Genomic DNA, 20613 nt, shown 5'->3' with positions numbered 1-20613 from the left:
GTAATGGATTCAGCTGACTGGTACTAATAGGTCGAGGGCTTGACTTAACTAATCAAGCATTCGATTCATCGAATGAAATGATACTAAAATGCAAATTATCTTCTGTGAAGTTTTCAGGGAATGTACTTTTATAAGACATTCACCTACATATTCAGTGGCGATAGCTGCGAGGCTCCACCTGTTCCCATACCGAACACAGTAGTTAAGCTCGTATACGTCGAAAGTACTTGGCTGGAAACGGCCTGGGAGGATAGAAAGCTGCTGATTTAAAAAGCATTTACCATCACGGTAAGTGCTTTTTGCTATGTTAAGACCTAGGTTCCATCTGTTCCCATACCACCGTCGCCTATGAGACTATCTAAGTGATATATAGCTATCTTTATTATAAAAAATATCTAAGTCAGCATCGTAACAGTAGTTAAGCCCTTATACGCTGAAAGTACTTGGCTGGAAACGGCCTGGGAGGATAAGTAGATGCCGGTTAAAAAAGCACTCATTGCTTAATGAGTGCTTTTTTATTTTGTTAATATGCTCAAGGCTGCTCCACCTGTTCACATACCATTGTCGCCTATGAGAGTGACTAAGTAGGAAGATATACTTCCTCAATATTGTAAGCTATCGAAGTCAGCATCGTAACAGTAGTTAAGGTCACGTAGATGCAGTAATAAACTATACATGTTTATATTATAAAGCTACTTAAGCAGAACGTTATACGTCGAAAGTACTTGGCTGGCGATGGTCCCGGATGGACCAAGTACATATCGCGCCACGGATGGCATAGCGATATGTGAAACGGCCTGCTGATTTAAAAAGCTTACCATTATGGTAAGCTTTTTTTGTTATAGGATGTATAGCTAATAACATATAAATTACTATACCTCTTCATGAAGATCTTACTACTAGCCCCTATAAGGCCTAGATGCTATAATGTTACGGTGGGTATTTTTACAAAGGAGATAAAACACTTAATGAAAAATGTGTACGATGAAGTACGACTTTTTTATGAAGAAGATATAGAATGGGAACCTATAATAAAGAGAGAATGGGTTGAAGGTTTTCTTCGTCAAAAAGCTTGGCAAGGTTCGCCTGATAATGAACTTAGAAATAGTTGGCATAATATCCAAATGCTTATTATTTATTTAATACATTCTGATGCAGATTGTTTAGATGAGCTTACCCCTAAAGAATATAGTGCAGCTATTGAGTGGTTGTCTGGTCATATTCCAGATTATAGTGTAAGTATTGAATCTGTTAAATACTTCTTTGAGGTATTAAAAGAATTCTATAAATATTTGCATAGCAAAAAATATATTATTGGGATAGATGAGATCACACGTGCGGCTGATGAGATTGCAGGTGGCAATCAGCTTAAACTATTGAATGAAGACTCCGGTGAAGAAATTGGATTATTCAGCGATAACTTTGACGCTGCATTGTTAATGACAGATGAATTGGATAGAAAAGTCGGCGAGACAGTTGAAAGACTTATGGTTAAGATAGGCACATACTTTCAACAGGAAGAATTTATAGATGATTTTGACAGAGCCCTTTATTTATATAGTGGTCCTTTCGAACATACTAATGATGATGAACAGAGCGACTTTTGGCTAGGATTTTGGGATTATTTCTTATTTGATTATCATTTAATTACCACAGACGAAAAACCACTAAAGCATTTTTCTATTAACCAAAATGGTAATATAACATCCGATGAACGTCAGATTGTTGAGGACTTATTAAAGGCTAAGTTTACTGTTTTCTATATAAATAGAGTATTAGGTCCAGATTGGGTGGAGTGCATCGATTTATTTACAGGCGAAACTTTAGAACTACCTTATCCTGATTTTGAGTTTAATGTTTTAAAGAAGATATTGTTTTATGGACACCTTTACTCGAATGGAGTAGTTATGTTAAATTATATAACTACTGTCGAAGTTAGTCCAAATTTAAGGAAGCGTATAAAGGATGAAGTATTACGTCAAAAATTAATTTACGAAATTCAATCTCCCAATTCGACCATGGAGGATTTTTTCGATCGACATGCCTTAGTAGTGCGCCATACTATAGATGTTCTAATAACATTAGCTAAGGTAAATGTAACATCTGCTTTTCAGATACAAAAAGAATTTCCAGAAATAAAAGAGACTTGCCTTCCTAATCAACAGGTGGCAGAATTGTTGGTATCACTTGCTCACGACTATGGCTTTTCGTTACATGACACAAACCTTATCAAAAAATTATGGTATGATTACTCCCAATTAACTAGTGTTACACTCAGAAAGCCTGGTACTTGGGCTGCAGCTGTAATTTTTGCATATGCTCAGATTAATGGTACTAATGATATAGATCCTGATGAATTAGCTGACAGCGTTGGTGTGTCTGCTAGCAGTGTAAAGAATAATCGCAATAAGCTTTTTGATATTTTACAACTTCAAAAATTTGACCCACGCTATTTAAGTGAAGAAGGATTCATTCTTTCATTATTCGTATTATAAATATAGGAGGATATATCGTGTATTGTGAAAAATGCGGTAATCATCTTAATGTAGGAGAAGAGAAATGCAGTACTTGCCAAGAGTGCAATGAGGGAGTACAGGTATTAACTTCTGAAGAGAAAGATAACTTCAAAGGTTTAACCATTGATAATGGTGATAATTCCCAGGAGAGAGAGTATCGCAGCCATAGCTATAGCAATTCGAAACAGCGAATATATGTTAAGCATAGTAGTTTTGATTTAGGAAGTACTAGTTTGATTACCAAACTAGTTATTGCTGGCGTTGTTGTTTTTATGGTATTTGTAGCGCTTCCTATAGTGTTTTTAGTATTAGGTTTAGTTTTAGTATTTTTGTTTTTAACGCGAAGATCTAGATAAAAAAATAAGACCCCGTTGGGGTCTTATTTTTTTATACTATTAAGAACTATCAACTTCTTATTGAATAAGTGCAACATCGACTTGCGTTGTTGCATGGCTCAAAAAGTGTTAGCTTGCTTTGCAAGTAATTGATTTTTCAAATTTAAGTATTTTGCAGTGAAATATACTCCATTTTGGGCCTCGCGATGGTCGAACCCATAGGCACGTCTACTTATCGCTAGAACTGGAGGTGCCTGAATTCTCTTAGCGACAGCCATTCCCGAATATAGTTTCCACCATTTTTCAAGATCATCAATAAAGTCTTTACGAGTTACAAAGAGTTTGCTGATAATACCTTCTGGACAGCCAAGTTGTTGTTCAATAGTACCATCGATATACCACTGAAGTATGTCTTCAGGAGTTGCTCTATTCCAAAATTCCATAAAGGAACGGAAAAGATAATCGTGATATGGATATACTATTGGATCGCCTTTACCTTCGTCTACGGCCTGATCGAAGGAGAGTTCAGCACTAGGTACTATATCTATAGTTTCTTGCGGAATTATTTCTTGTTCAAAAACGAACTCATTCATATATCTGGCTAAATCATATATTTGATGCTTCCACAAATCCGCCAAGGCTGCAAAAAAGCCCGCTTGGTCACCGTATAGTGTTGAATAACCAACAGATAATTCACTTTTATTAGCGTTACAAGTAAATACACCGCCAAAAGCTGCGGCTATACCAGCTAAAATACGAGAAGATCTATCACGAGCCTGAATGTTTTCAGAGACAAAAGGTGACACTGTTAACTTCAGTGTTTCGTTGTTCTGAAGGTCCGTTATTGCACTATTGCTAATTTGAGTAATTGTATGGTTTACCGACTCTTGAATTGGTATTACAGTATATAAGCAACCTAGGTTACTTGCGAGGTTAAAGGCCAAATTTTTGGTTGTATTTGAATTATAGATACTTGGCATATTTACTAAAAGAATATTGCTCGGTCCCAGCACTTTTGTATATATAGCAGCGGCTAATGCCGAGTCAATACCGCCGGAAATGCCTATAACAACCTTTTTAATCCCCAGAGATTTTGTAAAGCGATCAATACCATAATGAAGTGCTTGATATATGCTGGCTGTAGTTTGATCATTTGGAGGTTCAGTCGCAATAATATTTAATCCTTTATCATTAAGATCAATTTCTACAGTTTTTACAGCCGAATGAAAAGGTTCGCAATAAGCTATAATTTCGCCATTGCCACTATAAACTGTGCTGACTCCATCAAAGGTGTATACAGTTTTACCGTTATTTTGAATTCCAGTGGTATTAACATATATAAGCGGGACTTGGGTTTCTTTAGCTTGTTTTGAAAAAACACGATTGCGCTTATTGTTTTTACCAAGAGTATAAGGTGAACTAGATATATTTACAAATAAATCGATTGAGTGATGTTTATGAAGCGTTGCTATTGGTTTAACTGCATAATCATCTACCCAGCCATCTTCACATAAGATACAACCAATATTTAAGGTTCTTTTAGGAAGTACTAACTGAACTGGGACTAATAAATTTTCTATTTTAACATCTAATTCAACAGCTAGCTTACGTAAGCTATAGAAATGTCTTGTATCCTCAAATTCTCTGTAGTTAGGCTGGAGTGTTTTTATACGAAAAGGGTAGGGGAAGTTATTATTACCTAACAGCTTACCATTATAAGCTGCGAAAAAAGCATTATATTTACGTACTCGTCCGTCATCATTACGTTTATCCCAATCAATTCCTACGTTACCGAACATTACGCATATATCTTGAGAATTTGCCGTTATTTGACGACCAAAATCCTCACAATCTCTTAAAAATGCTTGTTGTTCCCAAAGATCACCCAACAAGTAGCCTGGAACCGACATTTCTGGAAATATGATAATATCTACATTGTCTTTACGTGCTTGGTGTATCATGTTAATAATAGTTGCTGTATTCAAATCTGGTCTACCAGGTATAGTTTCCATTTGTCCCAATGCAATTTTCAACAATTATCGGCACCTCTTTATCTGATATCTTTATTATTGTACACTAATTCACTACCGATTAACATGCTTTTGTTATTATGGTCAGATAATATAAACATCAGTATTTTTTTGGAATAAAGCAGGAGTTTTACGCAAATATTTATAAGTATTAAATAGTACTTAACCTAATTTTGGTATAGGAGGCTATCAAATGGATTGTTCGATGATTATGGCGATATTGCAGGAAAACCGCGTAGAAACTGCGGCGAAAGTACAGGAAGTTCTAACAAAGTATGGTTGTTATATAAGAGTTCGGCTTGGGTTACATGATGCGGCAATAGATCGGTGTACTAATACTGGCATTATCCTGTTACAGCTATGTGGCAATGATTTACCGATAAAAGACTTTGAGGAAGAGCTCAAGTCAATTCAAAATGTCAAAGTAAAGTACATGACTCTGGATTTCTGACAGTGGCGCGGTAACGCGCCACAATCTTTTTGCAGTATACAGTTGTATTCCGTTGACAAATACCGTAAACAATTATATACTGTGAAAAAATGCCATGCTTATTTTTAAATCAAATAATTACAGCGAGGCGATTGAAGATGACAGCAAAAGTATTTTTTTTATCAGTTAAGGATGGATTAGCAGTTGAGGAGCAGGCTATTGCGATAAAAGAGCTTATTGAGAAATCAGGTATTTTAAAAATATCAAATAATGATTTTGTGGCTATAAAGATTCATGTTGGTGAGAAGAAAAATACTACCCACATCAAACCAGAGCTAATTAGGGAAATCGTATCTAAAGTAAAAGAGCAAGGCGGTCAGCCCTTTTTAACAGAAACATCTACTCTTTATAAAGGTGAGAGGGAAAACGCAGTAAAGCATTTAATGCATGCTCATCGCCATGGATTTACCATTGAAAACGTAGGTGCTCCATTTATCATGGCTGACGGGCTTACAGGTAACTCCGAATATGAAGTGAAAATAGATGGTCAATTACATGAAACGGTTAAAGTTGCGCGTGAAGTAATGACTGCAGACGCGCTAATAGCCGTTTCCCATCCTACCGGCCATATAGCGGCTGGGCTTGGTGCATGCATCAAAAATTTAGGCATGGGCTTAGCTAGTAGAATGGGAAAAATGCGCCAGCACTCAGCAATGCTGCCCGAGGTGCTTTCAGATAAGTGCCGAATATGCCAAAAATGCGTAAAGTGGTGTCCACAAGAAGCAATAATCGAAAAAGATGGAAAAGCATATATTATGGCAGAAAAGTGTATCGGCTGTGGCGAGTGTTTAGCAGTTTGTCGTTTCGATGCGGTAAGTTACGACTGGGGTGCAGAATCTGGGTATATGCAGCGCAGCATGGCTGAACATGCATATGGCTCAATAAAAGATAAAAAAGATAAATGTGTATTCATAAATGTCTTAATTAACATGACTAAAGACTGTGATTGCTTCAGTGTTAAGCAAGAAAAAATGATTGAGGATATTGGTATTTTAGCATCGCAAGACCCTGTAGCAGTAGATATGGCTACGCTGGACCTGACTGCAAAGGCGCATGGCCATAATTTGGCTGAGATGGCATACAAGCATCACGATGCAATGATTCAGATCGATCATGCCGCGGAAATTGGCATGGGTTCGAAGCAATACGAGTTAGTTGAGGTGTAGTTATAACATTGAAGAAAACAAATGCTGCTCGGATTTTAGATGGGCTAAAGATAAAGTATGAACTAAGAGAATATGAAGTGGATCTAGACGATTTGAGTGCTGATACTGTTGCTAAGAAAATTAGCTTACCTACTGAACAAGTTTTTAAAACACTAGTTGTGCGAGGTGATAAAAATGGGATACTATTTGCTTGTATCCCAGGCGCAGCAGAACTTGATTTAAAAGCTTTAGCAGCGGCTAGCTCAAATAAAAAGGTTGAAATGGTACAATTAAAAGAAGTATTAGGACTTACTGGTTACATTAGAGGGGGTGTATCTCCTCTTGGTGCTAAGAAGGCTTTTCCTGTATTTGCTGACAGCAGTATAACACAGTGGCCTTTCGTTGCTATTAGTGCTGGAATTCGTGGATGCCAGATTCTTATATCACCAGACGATTTTATAAAAGCAGTTAAGGCAGTTATATGTGAAATATCACGAGCGCAAGCTTGATTATAAGCTATAATAAGCATTTATATTCGGACGTATGTTTATTAAGCAGAAGCTAGCAGCAGATTGAGAGGGGCACGTAGTGAGATGAAATATTTAAGTACACGTGGGAGAAATGAGATTTTAGAGTCGGCCGAAGCAATAATTACAGGCATTTCTGATAACGGAGGCCTATTTGTGCCTCAGTCAATACCTACATTGAGTTTAGATGATATAGCCAGTCTTCAAGATGTGAATTATCAGCAACGTGCCGCAAGAATACTAAAAGAGTTTCTTACAGATTTTTCTTCGGAAGATATAGATGACTGTATTGAAAAAGCTTATAACTTAGATAAATTTGATGGTCCTGAAGTAGCGCCAATCAAGACCTTGGGTGATGGCAATCACGTGCTTGAATTATGGCACGGACCCACTAGTGCTTTTAAGGATATGGCGCTTCAACTATTACCTCAGGTAATGTCAAAGGCACTGAAAATGACAGAGGAATCAGCTGAAATTGTTATATTGGTGGCAACCTCAGGTGATACTGGTAAAGCCGCCCTCGAAGGTTTTAAAGATGTTGATCAAATTAAAATTATAGTATTTTATCCTCATAGCGGTGTTAGTGAAATTCAGCGCTTACAAATGGTCACTCAGCAAGGCGAAAATGTTTCAGTAATCGCTATAAAAGGAAATTTTGATGATGCTCAAACGGGTGTCAAAAATATTTTTAGCAACAACGCTTTTAACAAAGAAATAGCTAAGGAAGGTTTTCAATTATCGTCTGCTAACTCAATAAATTGGGGGCGTCTGGTTCCGCAAATTGTGTATTACTTTAGTGCATATGCGGACATGTTAAAGGCTGGTAATATCACTTTAGGAAATAAAGTAAATTTTGTCGTTCCTACCGGTAATTTTGGTAATATTCTAGCAGGATATTATGCAAAAGCTATGGGGCTGCCAATTAATAAACTTATTTGTGCATCAAACCCTAATAATGTATTAACTGATTTCTTAAATACAGGGGTTTACGATAGAAATCGCAGTTTTCACAAAACAATTTCTCCGTCTATGGATATTTTGATATCCAGTAATCTTGAGCGTCTTTTATATCATGTTACTAGCGGCGATTCAAAGCAAGTAAGTCAATGGATGGAAGAACTTAAGGTTACTGGAAAATATAATATCGGCTCGGAATACCTTCAAGATATTCAAGATATATTCTGGGCGGGCTGGGCTGACGATAAGCAAACTATTCGTACTATAAAAGACATCTTCGATAAGTATAGCTATACAGCTGACCCACATACTGCAGTTGCGTGGTTTGTTGGTGAAGAATATCGCCGGCGGACAAGTGATAAAACACCTAACGTAATACTTTCCACTGCAAGTCCTTATAAATTTAATGAAAGTGTTCTCGAAGCACTAGTTGGTACTGATTTATTAATAGGAAAAAGTGAATTTGATATGCTTGAGGAACTCTCGCGCTTAAGCGGTATTAAAATTCCCAAGGCTTTAGCAGGATTAAAAAATGTAAAGGTTAGATTCTCAAAGTCTTGTGAAAAAGAAGAAATGGAAGAAAATATAAAAAATATTCTGACTAAATAATAAACATAGCCGAAAGGCTATGTTTATTATTTTTATGAGAGGAATAAACTATATTAAGATAGTTTTTTGTAGTTTGAAGGGATAATTTAATTTAGTATGTTATAATATTTACATACTAAATTTGTGGGGGTATTGCAGTGAGAGAACAAGAGAAAGCTGCTAACTTAGTAGAAGGGGCAAGGAAAATCTATCATAATCTTACTCCAGCCGAATTAATTGAGATGGCGATAGTAAGAAAGGAAGGTAACTTGACCTCAACGGGAGCATTGCGAGTAGCCACAGGCAAATATACAGGGCGTTCGCCTAACGATAAATTTATTGTCGATGTTTCTGCAGTTCATAATGAAATTTCTTGGGGAAGTAATAAAGCCTTTTCAGATGAAAAATTTGACAAGCTTTACAATCGAATGATGGCATATATACAAAATCGCGAAGTTTTTGTCTTTGACGGTTTTGCTGGGGCCGACCCTGAGAATCGCATTACAGTTAGATTTATCAATGAATTTGCATGGCAAAATCTTTTTGTACATCAGCTATTTGTTCGTCCCAACGATGAACAAATTTCAGACATTAATTTTAAGGTTATTTGCATGCCTGGTTTTAAGGCTATTCCGTCTATAGATGGCACAAACTCAGAAGCATTTATTGTTTTAAACTTTGAAAAGAACATGGTTCTGATAGGTGGCACTCATTACGCCGGCGAAATGAAAAAATCAATATTTAGTGTAATGAATTATATATTACCTAAAAAAGGCATTATGTCGATGCATTGTTCTGCTAACGTCGGCAGCAATGGCGAATCAGCCCTATTCTTTGGTTTAAGCGGCACAGGAAAAACTACCTTATCGGCTGATTCGAGCCGCCAGCTAATTGGAGATGACGAGCATGGTTGGAGTGAAAACGGTATATTTAATATTGAAGGTGGATGTTACGCTAAATGTATCCGCTTAAGTAAAGAAACTGAACCGGAAATATGGGAAGCTATTCGTTTTGGTACAGTTTTAGAAAATGTATATATTGATGACGAAACAAGAGTTCCGGATTATGATAATGACACTATAACTGAAAATTCAAGAGCTGCTTATCCGATTGACCATATTCCTAATGCGCTAGTTCCTAGTATCGCCGGGCATCCTAAAACAATTGTTTTCTTAACAGCTGATGCTTTTGGAGTTCTGCCCCCTATAGCAAAATTGACTAAAGAACAAGCTATGTATCATTTCTTATCAGGATACACTAGTAAATTAGCTGGGACTGAACGTGGTGTTACTGAACCAGAAGCAACCTTCTCAACATGCTTTGGAGCGCCATTCTTACCACTTTCACCGCTTGTTTATGCCAAGCTTTTAGGCGAGAAACTCGAAAAACATAATACGAATGTATACTTAATTAATACTGGCTGGTCGGGTGGCCCGTATGGAGTCGGAAAGCGTATGAAGCTATCTTATACAAGATCAATGGTTAGAGCAGCAATCGAAGGGAAATTAGAAACTGTTTCCTGGCAGCTTGATCCGATTTTTAATGTATATATACCAAATGAATGTCCGGATGTGCCCACCGAAGTTCTTAATCCGCGCAATACTTGGGCAGATAAAGATTTATATGATAAACAAGCTCGTTATTTGGCGCAGCTCTTTACAAAAAACTTTAACAAATTTAAAGATGACATGCCTGTAGAAATTATTACAGCAGGACCGAAAGTATAAATACAAGAAACGTTTACTGTTACAAGTAAACGTTTCTTTTTTATACTTTTAAAACTCAATAGTTGCATGATCGATCTTTTTGATTCCAGATATTTTAGATAGATCCTCTACTAGTTTAAACATGGCAAGGTCTTTCTGCTTGGCTTCCACCATTACATCAAAATCTTTATTATAGCCTTTGGTTATCTTCAAAAAAGGAATAAAATCTTCAATATTGACAAAATCAGCATGGCTTCTAAATTGTTTTTGATCTTTAGGGCTTGATAGATGTATTTTAGGGGGTGTTTTGTCTTGCCAAGTCTGAGTAATAGCAGGCCACAGCTCTGCTAATTCTTCCCCGTCGTTCTTACAAAAATGATGGTGTATATCTAAGACCATTGGACATTGAATTTTTTGGCAGATATTTAGTACATCAGCAGCACTATAGCTTTTATCATCGTTTTCAAGCATAAGCCTCAGTTTGATTCGATCTGGCAGATTGTTAAATTCCTGAATGAACCGAGAAATAGAAGTATCCTTGTCTTTATATAAACCTCCAATATGCATTACTAACTGCGGTTCTATGGGCAAGTTCATAGCCTCGAAAACCAAAACGTGGTAATCCAAGTCCTTGTAAGCGGCAGCTAGTACATCGCTTTGCGGGCTGTTAATGAGTGTATAATGGTCGGGATGCGCACTAACTCTGAGTTTATGCTGCTTTATAAATTGCCCTATTTCCTGCCATTCCTCTTTGAACTCTTCAATATAATCCCAATCAGCAGCGATCTGATGGGTGGCAAGAGGCACCGTTTTTGAAGTAAAACGATAGATATAAATATGGCGCGCAGCATTATACCGCAAAATTCTTAAGGTATTTGATAAGTTTTCTCTCAAAATCCTACGCATGCGGTTGAGTCTATCTTCATGATTGGTAATAGTTTCTGCTGTTTTTACAGTAATAGTTTTATTTGGTGAACCCTCTTGAATATCAAGAGCTATTGCTACATAACCGAACCGAACAATCAATGAATAGGCCTCCTAAGTAAAGAATCAACTTTTGGCAACTGCTGTTTTAGAGAAAGAACGGGCGCAAATAAATCTCCATGCTTGGCGACTCGTTCCAGTACTTGTTGAGAAGTAAAAGTCAACAAAGACTGATCGTGCTCTGATAAGGCAAATTCTATTTCTGACCAAGTTACTGGTGTAGAAACTGTTGGTGAATCTTTTGCTCGTAAAGAGTAAACACAAACGGTAGTTTTGTGGTCATCGTTTTGGCTCCAGTCAACGAAGATTTTACCAGTTCGTAACGATTTTCTCATGTTAGAAACTACTTTATCAGGATATTTTTGTTCAAGGACGCGGGCAATCACATGTGCAAAGTGTTTTGTTGTTTCATAATCAGTAGGGGAGTTTATAGGTACGTATACTTGCAGACCCTTAGATCCAGATGTTTTTGGATAGCAATCCAAGTCTAACTTCTTAAAAAGATCTCGCAGCCATAAGCTAACCTCCGCACAGTTAATGATTGATGCTGGTGGACCTGGATCTAGGTCAAAAACCACCATGGTCGGCTGCATAATATTTTCGGCTAGTGACAGGGAAGTGTGAAGTTCCAAAGCTGCTAAGTTTGCTGACCAAATAAGAGACGGCAAATCCTCAACAAGGCAGAAATTAGTATTTTTCTTATTACTTTCGCTCCAGACAGGTGTTGTTGTCATCCATTCTGGGCGAGATGCAGGACATTCTTTCTGATAAAAGAATTTTTCTAATGCGCCATTTGGATATCTTTTGAGTGTGAGAGGTCTGCTGCTTAGGTGAGGTAGAAGAACTGGTGCAATACGAATATAATAGTCAATAACTGCACCTTTTGTAAAAGAGGAGGCAGGGTAGAAGATTTTCTCAAGGTTAGACAGCTTAACCTGTTTACCGTCTACCTCTATAATACTGCTGCTATTGGGCACGAGCTTTTTTCCTCCTCGGTTTAGCGGTAGGAGGTTCCTTTTTGATTGCAGCTAGACTGGCCTCTAAGGCGGCCATTAAGTCGACTACTTTAGCACCTTGTTCAGCGGCAGGCTGATTGACGATTTGTTGTCCTTCTGCTTTTTGCTCAATCATTTCAATTACCTTTTCACGATACTCGTCATGATATTTAGTAGGATCAAAATCTGCCGACAATGATTCAACTAGCTGTACGGCAATGTTAAGCTCACGCTTTTCCGGCTGAATATCGGTTGGTAAATCATCGATGTCATCTTTGCTTACAATCTCATCGGCGAAATGCATTATCGATAAGGTTAGTGCACGGCCATCGGGCCTTATAGCAGTTAAATGCTGTTTATTTCGAATTATAAGTTTTGCAATTGCGATACGTTTCGATTCTTTCATTGCGCTTAAAAGGAGAGTATAAGCTTTGGCGGCTCCTTTATCAGGAGATAAGTAATAAGATTGTTCGTAATAAATCGGATTTATTTGTTCGGAAAGTACAAAATCCTCGATTTCGATAGTTTTTGATGCTTTAGGGTTTAGGGAATCAAGGTCTTCCTGTGTTACTACGACATATCGATCAGGCGAAACTTCATAACCTTTAACAATTTGATCACTTGGTACCTCTGCACCATCAATGGCGCAAGTTTTCTTAAGTCGAATACGGCACCCATCAGATTTGCGAAGCTGGTTAAAACTAATTGTTTTCTTTTTTACAGTATTGTACATCTTTATGGGAACATTAACCAAACCGAAGCTTATTGATCCGCTCCAAATAGGTCTTGGCATTTTGAGGCACCTCACAGTCTCATTACTTTTTTTCGCGTATTACATTTAGCGGATTTTTATCATTTCGCAACCCTTTAAAGGATGGGTGTCGAAGAGTGCCATTTCCCGTCCATTCGGTAAATTCAAATTCGCCTACAATTTTTGGCTCAATGAAAATTGAATCAGCGGGTGTTGTCCCTGTAAAGGGTGAGGTTAAGCGCGTGAGTGGTTGAAATAGCTTTTTAAGTTCGTCCAATTTCGTTTCAGAAAAACCAGTTCCAACTTTTCCTGCAAAAATAAGTTTTTGAGCCTGTCCAGGGTTTTCGGAAGTTTCGGAAACGTTATTATAATAACCGACCAAAAGTGCTCCAATCTGCCCTTCACGTTTTCCTTTTCCAGGAACCCAGCCGCCAATTACTAATTCTTGTCGAGCTGTGTTTTTTATTTTCAACCAATCGCCTGTTCTCTTTCCAGGGAAGTATAGGCTGTCTAGCCTCTTGGCAATTATTCCCTCTAATCCTAGTTTCCGTGTTGCTTCGAGAATATCCATTCCAGTGCCTGTTTTGTAATGAGGTGTTTGCCAGTTGGAACTATTAAGCTCAAGTTTTTCTAATATATGCCTGCGTTCAGTGTATTTTTCTTTCAGTAATGAAATTCCTTGATATTCTAATATGTCGAAAATTATATAGGTTACAGGTATGTTTTGTACGCCTCTATTTATAGTGTCAGAAGATGTTACGTTCATACGATGCTGCAATAAGCCGAAAGAGGGTAGACCATTAGGTTGAAATGCAACTATTTCACCATCCAGGACTATCCTCTCGCTGGTGATAATTTTAGCTAACGGTTGCAATTCGGGATATTGATGGGTTATATCGAACATATTGCGACTCAAAAGCTTTAATCTGCTATTTTCGATATATGCGATTGCCCGAATTCCATCCCATTTAATTTCGAAGCTGTAATCATTATCATTGGCTGGTAAAGCAGAGGCCTTCGCAAGCATTGGCTGTATTAATTGCATATAATATTCCTCCGTAAGATTAGTATTTTAGTAAAGCTTACAATTATAACTATAGCTTTAGTGTAAAAAATGGAAAAAGCAGGTCTTCACTTAATTAAAAGAGAAGGCCTGCTTGATTATTGAACCAGCAAAAAAAGAGGCCACATAGGCCTCTAAATTTTAGTAGCTTTTAGTAGCTTGGAAGCAATCGCGGCAGTAAACAGGTTTGCCAGCTGTAGGCTTGAAAGGAACCTGTGTATCAACACCACATGCGCTGCAAGTTGTATTAAACATTTCGCGTTGTTGACGGAAACCGCCTGTATTACCACTGCGTCTGTTGTTGTTGCTGTTGTTGTTTTGGGCTTTTCTAGCGGCACGGCATTCTGGGCAACGGGAAGGCTCATTTTGGAAGCCTTTTTCTGCGTAGAAGGACTGCTCTGAAGCAGTGAAATTGAAAGCCACTCCACACTCTTTACAGGAAAGTTTTTTGTCTTGGTAGGCCATTAGTAACCAACCTCCTCATAATAATTAGGTTCTAACAATTGCCGGCCGGTTGGTTAGGTTTATAGCTACGTAAGCCATCCAAAGCAATTATTTTCGCTCCTGACATTAATATACATTGCTTGTATTTAGCTTGTCAAGAATTGGTAAGTAGTTTTTCCAGTTCGTCTAATCTTGCGGAAAATTTAGCTAAGGTTACCTCGATTGGCTTAGGAGATGACATATCAACTCCAGCATTCCTCAGCAGGTTGAGTGAATAATCTGATCCACCGCTCTTTAAGAAAGATATATAGCGATCCTGAGCTGGTTTACCCTCATTAAGTATTTTATCAGCAAGTGCAGTAGCTGCTGAATACCCTGTAACATACTGATAAACATAAAAATGAGAATAAAAATGAGGAATCCTAGCCCATTCTATGTTTAATTCCTTATCATATACAATATCTTTACCATAATATTTTACATTAAGCTCTTGCCAGAGGGAATCAAGCATATCGGCTGTTATTGTCTCACCTTTTTCGGCGGCTTCATATAACAGCAACTCAAATTCAGCAAACATTGTCTGGCGGTATACCGTAGTACGTACTTGCTCTAGATATTGGTTTATTAAGTATAGGCGTTGCTGTTTATCAGTAATTTTGTTTAACATGTAGTCTAGAAGAAGTATTTCGTTAGTTGTTGATGCAACTTCAGCGCTGAAGATTGTGTAAGATGCTGTAATATAAGGCTGATTGGTATGACTGTAGTGACTATGCAAAGCATGACCCATTTCGTGCGTTAAGGTTGATACTGCATCATATCGGTCGTTATAGTTTAATAAAACAAAGGGATGAACAGTATGAGTGCCCCAGCAATATGCTCCAGTGCGCTTACCACGGTTTTCATAAACATCAATCCAACCTGAAGAAAGACCTTTAGCTAGAATTTCATTGTATTCGCTTCCCAATGGTTTTAGACTATCTTTTACAATTTCAAGACCTTCTTCGTATCTAAAGTTCATATCAACATCCTTAACAAGAGGGGTGTATAAATCATACATATGTATTTCTGATAGATTAAGAGCCTTCTTTTTTAGATCGACATAACGATGCAATGGAGCAAGATTATTGTGGACAGTAGAAATTAGATTAGTGTAAACTTCAATAGGAACATTTTCACTTTTTAAAGCAGATTCTAATGTTGAATTATATTTCCTTGTCTTAGCATAAAATATGTTTTTCTTTACATTACCACCAAGTGTTGCTGCAAATGTATTGCGATACTTATTATAGGTGCCAAATAAATTTGAAAAGGCCTCTCTACGAACCTTTCGATCAGTCGAGCGGATGAGTGTACTGTAACGGCCTTCACTTAACTGTATTTCACTGCCCTGCTCGCCAGCTGTCATTGGAAATTTCATATCGGCATGAGCTAACATATTAAATGTGTTTTCTGACGCTTGTGTTACTTCAGACACCCTTGAAAGAAGTTCTTCCTCAGCTGGAGAAAGAACGTGTTGCTTTTGCCTAGACAAATCATCAAAATAAAATTTGTATTCTTTTAGACTAGGATTAGCCTTGACAAAATCAGCTAATAATTGTTCGGGAAGCTCTAAAACCTCGGGTTCAATAAATGCAGTTGCCGCTCCTGCTTCAGCAAGCAATGATTCTATTTTTCCCGTCATTGCTTGGTATTTTGTATTTTCGGCGTCTTCATCGCGATGCATTCTTGCATATGCATAAAGTTTACCGCTGATTATTCCTATATCGTCACGGATTTTCAGGCAGGCTAGCAGGTTGTCAGCCGACTGATTTAACCCTCCCTTGTAATGAGCAATATCTTTAAGAAGTGTTTTTAAGTGATTAAAATCGCTTTGCCAAAGGTTTTCATCGGAATAGATGTCACTTAGGCTCCATTTGTACTCTGATGGTATTTCGCTTCTTTCAGGTACCTGAGACTTAGCACTAACACTTGAATTAGCAGTATTTCCAAAAACTATGGCGCTCAATACGATTGGGAAGAAGTTTCGGATTTTCAATATTTATTCGCTCCTTTAGAGTAAGTTACTATTAATATTATAAAACAGGAATTAAATTTCCTGTTTATATTATCCTAAAAAGCCAAATTTGTTATACTTTAAAGTACTTAACTATTCCGTTAAAAATACTTTCAGCCGCTTTTGAACGCCCGTCTGTACTTGCTAGTAATAATTCTTCTTCAGGATTTGAGATAAACGCGGTCTCAATTAATACCGCAGGCATGTTTGTATAGCGGATTGCATAAAAACTTGCAAAGCGTGAACCCCGATCTTTTGTACCTAGTTCTTCAACTAAGCATTTTTGGACCTGAGCGGCTAACTGGATTGATTCATCATCACCATAGTGAAAAGTAGTTGTCCCAGCAGCAGTAATGCTGGTAAAGGAGTCGTTATGAATACTAAGAAAAATATCTGCATTTGCATCATTAGCAGTGTTAACTCTTGCACCCAATTCATCACTTGAAGAAGCGTTTGGATAAGCGACATCTTGATCAGTTTCACGAGTCATAATTACTGTTGCGCCATTGGCTTCAAGTTTTTCCTTAAGCAGAAGTGACACTGCTAACGTATTGTCTTTTTCCATAGTTCCGCTCGGGCCAATTGCCCCTGGATCGCTGCCGCCGTGTCCAGGGTCCAAGCAAATAATCTTACCTTGCAGCCGACTGCTTTCGATTTCTTCTATAGTTTGTAGGGAGAAATCCACTGGTTCAGTCGGTGTTGGAGTTGAAGCAGAAGTCGATGATATGTAAATGACTTCTTTGCCAGCATCATACCAGATTTTCCAACGAAGAGTTTTTGCAATGGTTTTTAGAGTTAATATTAAATCATTAGTAACGCGTACATTTATTGGTATTCTTTGACCGTCTATAATAATTCTCATATCTAACACCATCCCTTCAAAGTTTACCTTGCTGTATTGTATGCGTTACTTCACTATACGGTGATTTCTTGTAAAATGCAGAGCATACTAAGTTATAATCAAATTGTCGATAAATAAAAGTTAAGATAGGTTGGTGGAGTAATGAAAACGGTTTTAGCCACACTCAATGCAAAATATATCCATTCTTCGTTAGCCTTAAGATATTTAAAGGCATTTTGCAATGATATATGCGATTTTAAGGTTAAAGAATTTAGTATTAATAATAGCTTGTTTGATATATTAAGCGAAATATATGCGGAAAAACCAGATGTAGTTGGCCTTGCTTGCTATATCTGGAATATTGACATGACGCTGGAATTAGCCAATTTATTGAAAAAGGTACTTCCTGACACAGTTATTATATTAGGTGGACCAGAAGTTTCTTATGATCCCGAAGACATTATGGAACAGCATAAATATATTGATTACATAGTCCAGGGTGAAGGCGAAGAAACGTTATACAAATTACTGACTCAACTGAAAGCAAAAGCAGAAGTTTCCGCTATTCCTAATTTGGCACAGAGAATTAATAATAAGATAGCTTTAAATGGAGATGCAGGTATTGTTAAGAATCTGAATAGTATACCATTTCCTTACAACGACGAGGAAATTAGTACCTTAAAAGATAAAATTATCTATTATGAAAGTTCGCGAGGGTGTCCCTTTTCTTGTCAATATTGCTTATCTAGTGCTACACAGGGCGTGAGGTTTTTAGAGGTAGATAGAGTTATTAAAGACTTATCATTCTTTATAAGGCATGATGTAAGACAAGTTAAATTTGTTGATAGAACCTTTAATGCTCGAAAAGATCATTATCTACCAATATTACAATTTATCTCTCAGCAGAACTGTCGAACCAATTTTCATTTCGAAATTGCAGCAGACATTTTAGATGAAGAGGTTCTAGAAATATTAAAAACCATACCTAATGGGCGGGTTCAATTTGAAATAGGTATTCAGTCAACGAATAGTGCTACTTTGGCGCAAATTAGAAGAAGTAATAATTGGCCTAAAATAGTCGATAATGTTACTAATATAATTGCTACTGGCAATATCCATGTTCATCTAGACTTAATAGTAGGGCTGCCTGAAGAAGACTATAAGACATTCGGAAAATCCTTTAATGATGTCTATAACCTTAAACCGCACATGCTTCAAATAGGTTTTCTAAAACTTCTGAAAGGGTCCGGAATAAGAAAGTGTGCCAAAGAACATAGTTACATATTTATGGACTCAGCCCCGTACCAAGTGCTGGGGAATAAATATCTCTCATTTAGCGAAGTTCGTAAGCTTCATTTAATGGAAGAGATTTTTAATCAAGTGTACAATAGTGGACGTTTTTCTCATACATTAGATTACTTCATAGGATATCACAATGGTGATGCCTTTGGATTTTATAATTCATTGACTGATTTTTGGGAACAAAGGGAATTACACATTGTTGCTCATAGTCCAAAATCACTCTATCAATATTTACGTGAATTTTGCCAACTCCTTTATGAGGATACAGAGAGCTTATGTGACGAATTTCTAAAATTCGATGCTCTAATTACAGAGAAAGGGTCATTACGACCTGATGTATTAGGTTGGAACGAAAATTGTTGGAATGATGAAACAACAGCCTTTTGGAGAAATGAGAAACTCGTACATAAATATATTTCAGACTACAAATTTACGACATGGCGCGATATTAAGAAAAAACATCATATAGAAGTATTCACTTTCGATGTGCCATGCTATATAAAAAATAAAAACATTTTAAAGAAAAGTACGCCAGTATTGTTTTCATTTAATGGAGAAGAAGTAGACTTTAAAACTATTGAAGCGGGCGATTTTTGGATTGGAGGACAATAATGGTAAGATATAATGTGTATTCAGACTACTTAAAGAAGCGCTATGGGCAGAAGGTATATAAGCTGCCTGTAGGATTACCAGTTACTTGTCCAAATCGCGATGGTGCCTGTGGTACACAAGGATGTACCTTTTGCGGGGAAATTGGTGCCGGTTATGAAAACTTGCCTGCATCTATGACGGTTGAAGACCAAATAAATGCGAATAGGGCTCATATTTCGCCAAAGTATAAAGCAGAGAAATTTATAGCTTACTTCCAGAATTTCAGCAATACATACTTACCTGTAAATCAACTAAAGGAATATGTAATTCAGGCATGTCAAGAAGATGTAGTTAGTATAGCGCTAGCAACTCGCCCAGATTGTGTAAATGATGAATATTTGGACATGTTATCAGAGCTAGGAAGCCGATATGGGAAAGACATTAGTATCGAATTAGGCTTACAAACGGTTAATTATCATTCGTTGATCAAAGTGAATCGTGGACATACATTAGCTGAGTTTCTTGATGCTGCATTAAGGATTAAAAGGTACAACATTGATGTATGTGCCCACTTAATACTAAATTTACCTTGGGATGACACGACTGATGTTATTGAAAATGCAAAGATACTATCTGCTATCAGGGTTGATCAAGTAAAGTTACACGCACTATATATTGTGAAAGGTACAGCCATGGCAGATATGTATCAACAGGGGTTAATATCGCTTATTAGTAAAGAAGAATATGTTGAGAGGGTTGTAACCTTCTTAGAGTATCTTCATCCTGATATCGTTGTTCAGCGCTTGATTGGACGTGCGCCAGAAAGCAATACTTTATTTACGAATTGGCAAACAGGCTGGTGGAAGATTCGTGATTCGATTGAAAAAACGCTTGAAGAAAGAGAATCTTATCAAGGTAAACGATGTACGTATCTAAATGGAAGCGCAGTCAGAAAATTTCTTTAATTTAATTCAGGAAAAACTTGCATGTTGACAGAACGTGTCGTAAAATGGTACTATAAGCAAGTCGCCGCTGACACAGGTAAAAAAAACCAGTGACGGTGGCACAAAGTACCAAAAACAATATGTTGACATGATAAATTAGTTATGTTAATATAGATAAGCTGTCAGATGGCAGCAAGTCAAAACGGTTGAACGCAAGAACAACCAGTGTTCCCTGAAAACTAAACAATGTAAGAAGAATTAATGCCAGATGTGCGGTGCTCATTGAGCACAAAACGTTAATCGTGCAAACGAATTAACAAAAAGCAATTTCGAATTATAAAGAGCCATCAA

Annotated in this window: 17 protein-coding genes and 1 rRNA gene; 10 read left to right on the top strand and 8 right to left on the bottom strand. The window is 37.3% G+C overall.

The features are described from left to right. Positions 1-150: 150 nt before the first annotated feature. The 3 genes from rrf (at position 151) to V6C17_RS08135 (ending at position 2872) form a co-directional block, all read left to right on the top strand. Positions 151-267: ribosomal RNA gene (gene rrf / locus V6C17_RS08145) — 5S ribosomal RNA — on the top strand. Between the two features lie 701 nt (positions 268-968). Next, the gene (locus V6C17_RS08140) at positions 969-2495 is read left to right on the top strand and encodes a hypothetical protein (protein ID WP_333522079.1); all 1527 of its coding nucleotides are present in this window, start codon (positions 969-971) and stop codon (positions 2493-2495) included. A 17-nt stretch (positions 2496-2512) separates the two neighbouring features. Further along, on the top strand, positions 2513-2872 hold the full coding sequence (locus V6C17_RS08135; RefSeq protein ID WP_333522078.1) for a hypothetical protein: 360 nt from the start codon (positions 2513-2515) through the stop codon (positions 2870-2872). Positions 2873-2970: 98 nt separating this feature from the next. On the opposite strand, the gene nadE is transcribed toward V6C17_RS08135, so the two are convergent. Continuing rightward, positions 2971-4887 (bottom strand): NAD(+) synthase, encoded by a 1917-nt coding sequence (nadE, locus tag V6C17_RS08130; protein WP_333522077.1) that lies wholly within the window; start codon positions 4885-4887, stop codon positions 2971-2973. A 187-nt stretch (positions 4888-5074) separates the two neighbouring features. Here nadE and V6C17_RS08125 point away from each other — a divergent pair, with 187 nt between their 5' ends. The 5 genes from V6C17_RS08125 to pckA all read left to right on the top strand — a co-directional run bounded on the left by V6C17_RS08125 (position 5075) and on the right by pckA (position 10315). Beyond that, positions 5075-5332: a hypothetical protein gene (locus tag V6C17_RS08125; protein WP_333522076.1), complete on the top strand. Its 258-nt coding sequence runs from the start codon at positions 5075-5077 to the stop codon at positions 5330-5332. A gap of 137 nt (positions 5333-5469) precedes the next feature. Further along, positions 5470-6537, top strand: coding sequence for a DUF362 domain-containing protein (locus tag V6C17_RS08120; protein ID WP_333522075.1), 1068 nt, complete (start codon positions 5470-5472; stop codon positions 6535-6537). 8 nt (positions 6538-6545) lie between these two features. Further along, the gene (gene ybaK / locus V6C17_RS08115) at positions 6546-7025 is read left to right on the top strand and encodes a Cys-tRNA(Pro) deacylase (RefSeq protein ID WP_333522074.1); all 480 of its coding nucleotides are present in this window, start codon (positions 6546-6548) and stop codon (positions 7023-7025) included. Positions 7026-7109: 84 nt separating this feature from the next. After that, positions 7110-8609: a threonine synthase gene (gene thrC, locus V6C17_RS08110; RefSeq protein ID WP_333522073.1), complete on the top strand. Its 1500-nt coding sequence runs from the start codon at positions 7110-7112 to the stop codon at positions 8607-8609. Positions 8610-8746: 137 nt separating this feature from the next. Beyond that, a complete protein-coding gene (pckA, locus tag V6C17_RS08105) occupies positions 8747-10315 on the top strand; it encodes a phosphoenolpyruvate carboxykinase (ATP) (RefSeq protein ID WP_333522072.1) in 1569 nt (522 codons plus the stop codon). Positions 10316-10363: 48 nt separating this feature from the next. Here pckA and uvsE read toward each other — a convergent pair whose 3' ends face one another. From uvsE to V6C17_RS08070, 7 genes are all read right to left on the bottom strand, one after another. Further along, positions 10364-11320: a UV DNA damage repair endonuclease UvsE gene (gene uvsE, locus V6C17_RS08100; RefSeq protein WP_333522071.1), complete on the bottom strand. Its 957-nt coding sequence runs from the start codon at positions 11318-11320 to the stop codon at positions 10364-10366. Further along, positions 11317-12255, bottom strand: a complete 939-nt coding sequence (gene ligD, locus V6C17_RS08095; protein WP_333522070.1) for a non-homologous end-joining DNA ligase — start codon at positions 12253-12255, stop codon at positions 11317-11319. Before ligD (V6C17_RS08095) ends, uvsE begins: the two co-directional genes overlap by 4 nt. After that, positions 12245-13066, bottom strand: coding sequence for a non-homologous end joining protein Ku (ku, locus tag V6C17_RS08090; protein WP_333522069.1), 822 nt, complete (start codon positions 13064-13066; stop codon positions 12245-12247). Before ku ends, ligD (V6C17_RS08095) begins: the two co-directional genes overlap by 11 nt. 22 nt (positions 13067-13088) lie before the next feature. Next, complete coding sequence (gene ligD / locus V6C17_RS08085) at positions 13089-14069, bottom strand: non-homologous end-joining DNA ligase (RefSeq protein ID WP_333522068.1); 981 nt, start codon at positions 14067-14069, stop codon at positions 13089-13091. A 159-nt stretch (positions 14070-14228) separates the two neighbouring features. Then, complete coding sequence (locus V6C17_RS08080) at positions 14229-14552, bottom strand: zinc-ribbon domain containing protein (protein ID WP_333522067.1); 324 nt, start codon at positions 14550-14552, stop codon at positions 14229-14231. Positions 14553-14685: 133 nt separating this feature from the next. After that, on the bottom strand, positions 14686-16542 hold the full coding sequence (gene pepF / locus V6C17_RS08075) for an oligoendopeptidase F (RefSeq protein ID WP_442891462.1): 1857 nt from the start codon (positions 16540-16542) through the stop codon (positions 14686-14688). 115 nt (positions 16543-16657) lie between these two features. Continuing rightward, positions 16658-17446 carry an N-acetylmuramoyl-L-alanine amidase family protein gene (locus V6C17_RS08070; RefSeq protein WP_333522065.1) on the bottom strand — a complete coding sequence of 263 codons (789 nt, stop codon included), beginning with the start codon at positions 17444-17446 and terminating at the stop codon, positions 16658-16660. Between the two features lie 141 nt (positions 17447-17587). Between V6C17_RS08070 and V6C17_RS08065 the strand changes: the two genes are divergently transcribed. Further along, on the top strand, positions 17588-19339 hold the full coding sequence (locus tag V6C17_RS08065) for a B12-binding domain-containing radical SAM protein (RefSeq protein ID WP_333522064.1): 1752 nt from the start codon (positions 17588-17590) through the stop codon (positions 19337-19339). Then, the gene (locus V6C17_RS08060; RefSeq protein WP_333522063.1) at positions 19339-20283 is read left to right on the top strand and encodes a TIGR01212 family radical SAM protein; all 945 of its coding nucleotides are present in this window, start codon (positions 19339-19341) and stop codon (positions 20281-20283) included. Before V6C17_RS08065 ends, V6C17_RS08060 begins: the two co-directional genes overlap by 1 nt. Positions 20284-20613: the final 330 nt, after the last annotated feature.

Source organism: Dendrosporobacter sp. 1207_IL3150, assembly GCF_036763085.1.
In the GTDB taxonomy this organism is placed as follows: Bacteria; Bacillota; Negativicutes; order DSM-1736; family Dendrosporobacteraceae; genus JBAIYU01.
Note: the sequence above shows the minus strand (reverse complement) of the source record. Positions and strands in the feature narration are given on the sequence as shown.

Bases quoted from the DNA above. Each gene is read 5' to 3' on its own strand.
- V6C17_RS08140 (WP_333522079.1), top strand. From the start codon at position 969: ATGAAAAATGTGTACGATGAAGTACGACTTTTTTATGAAGAAGATATA.
- V6C17_RS08125 (WP_333522076.1), top strand. From the start codon at position 5,075: ATGGATTGTTCGATGATTATGGCGATATTGCAGGAAAACCGCGTAGAA.
- V6C17_RS08120 (WP_333522075.1), top strand. From the start codon at position 5,470: ATGACAGCAAAAGTATTTTTTTTATCAGTTAAGGATGGATTAGCAGTT.
- thrC (WP_333522073.1), top strand. From the start codon at position 7,110: ATGAAATATTTAAGTACACGTGGGAGAAATGAGATTTTAGAGTCGGCC.
- ku (WP_333522069.1), bottom strand. From the start codon at position 13,066: ATGCCAAGACCTATTTGGAGCGGATCAATAAGCTTCGGTTTGGTTAAT.
- ligD (WP_333522068.1), bottom strand. From the start codon at position 14,069: ATGCAATTAATACAGCCAATGCTTGCGAAGGCCTCTGCTTTACCAGCC.
- V6C17_RS08080 (WP_333522067.1), bottom strand. From the start codon at position 14,552: ATGGCCTACCAAGACAAAAAACTTTCCTGTAAAGAGTGTGGAGTGGCT.
- V6C17_RS08070 (WP_333522065.1), bottom strand. From the start codon at position 17,446: ATGAGAATTATTATAGACGGTCAAAGAATACCAATAAATGTACGCGTT.
- V6C17_RS08065 (WP_333522064.1), top strand. From the start codon at position 17,588: ATGAAAACGGTTTTAGCCACACTCAATGCAAAATATATCCATTCTTCG.
- V6C17_RS08060 (WP_333522063.1), top strand. From the start codon at position 19,339: ATGGTAAGATATAATGTGTATTCAGACTACTTAAAGAAGCGCTATGGG.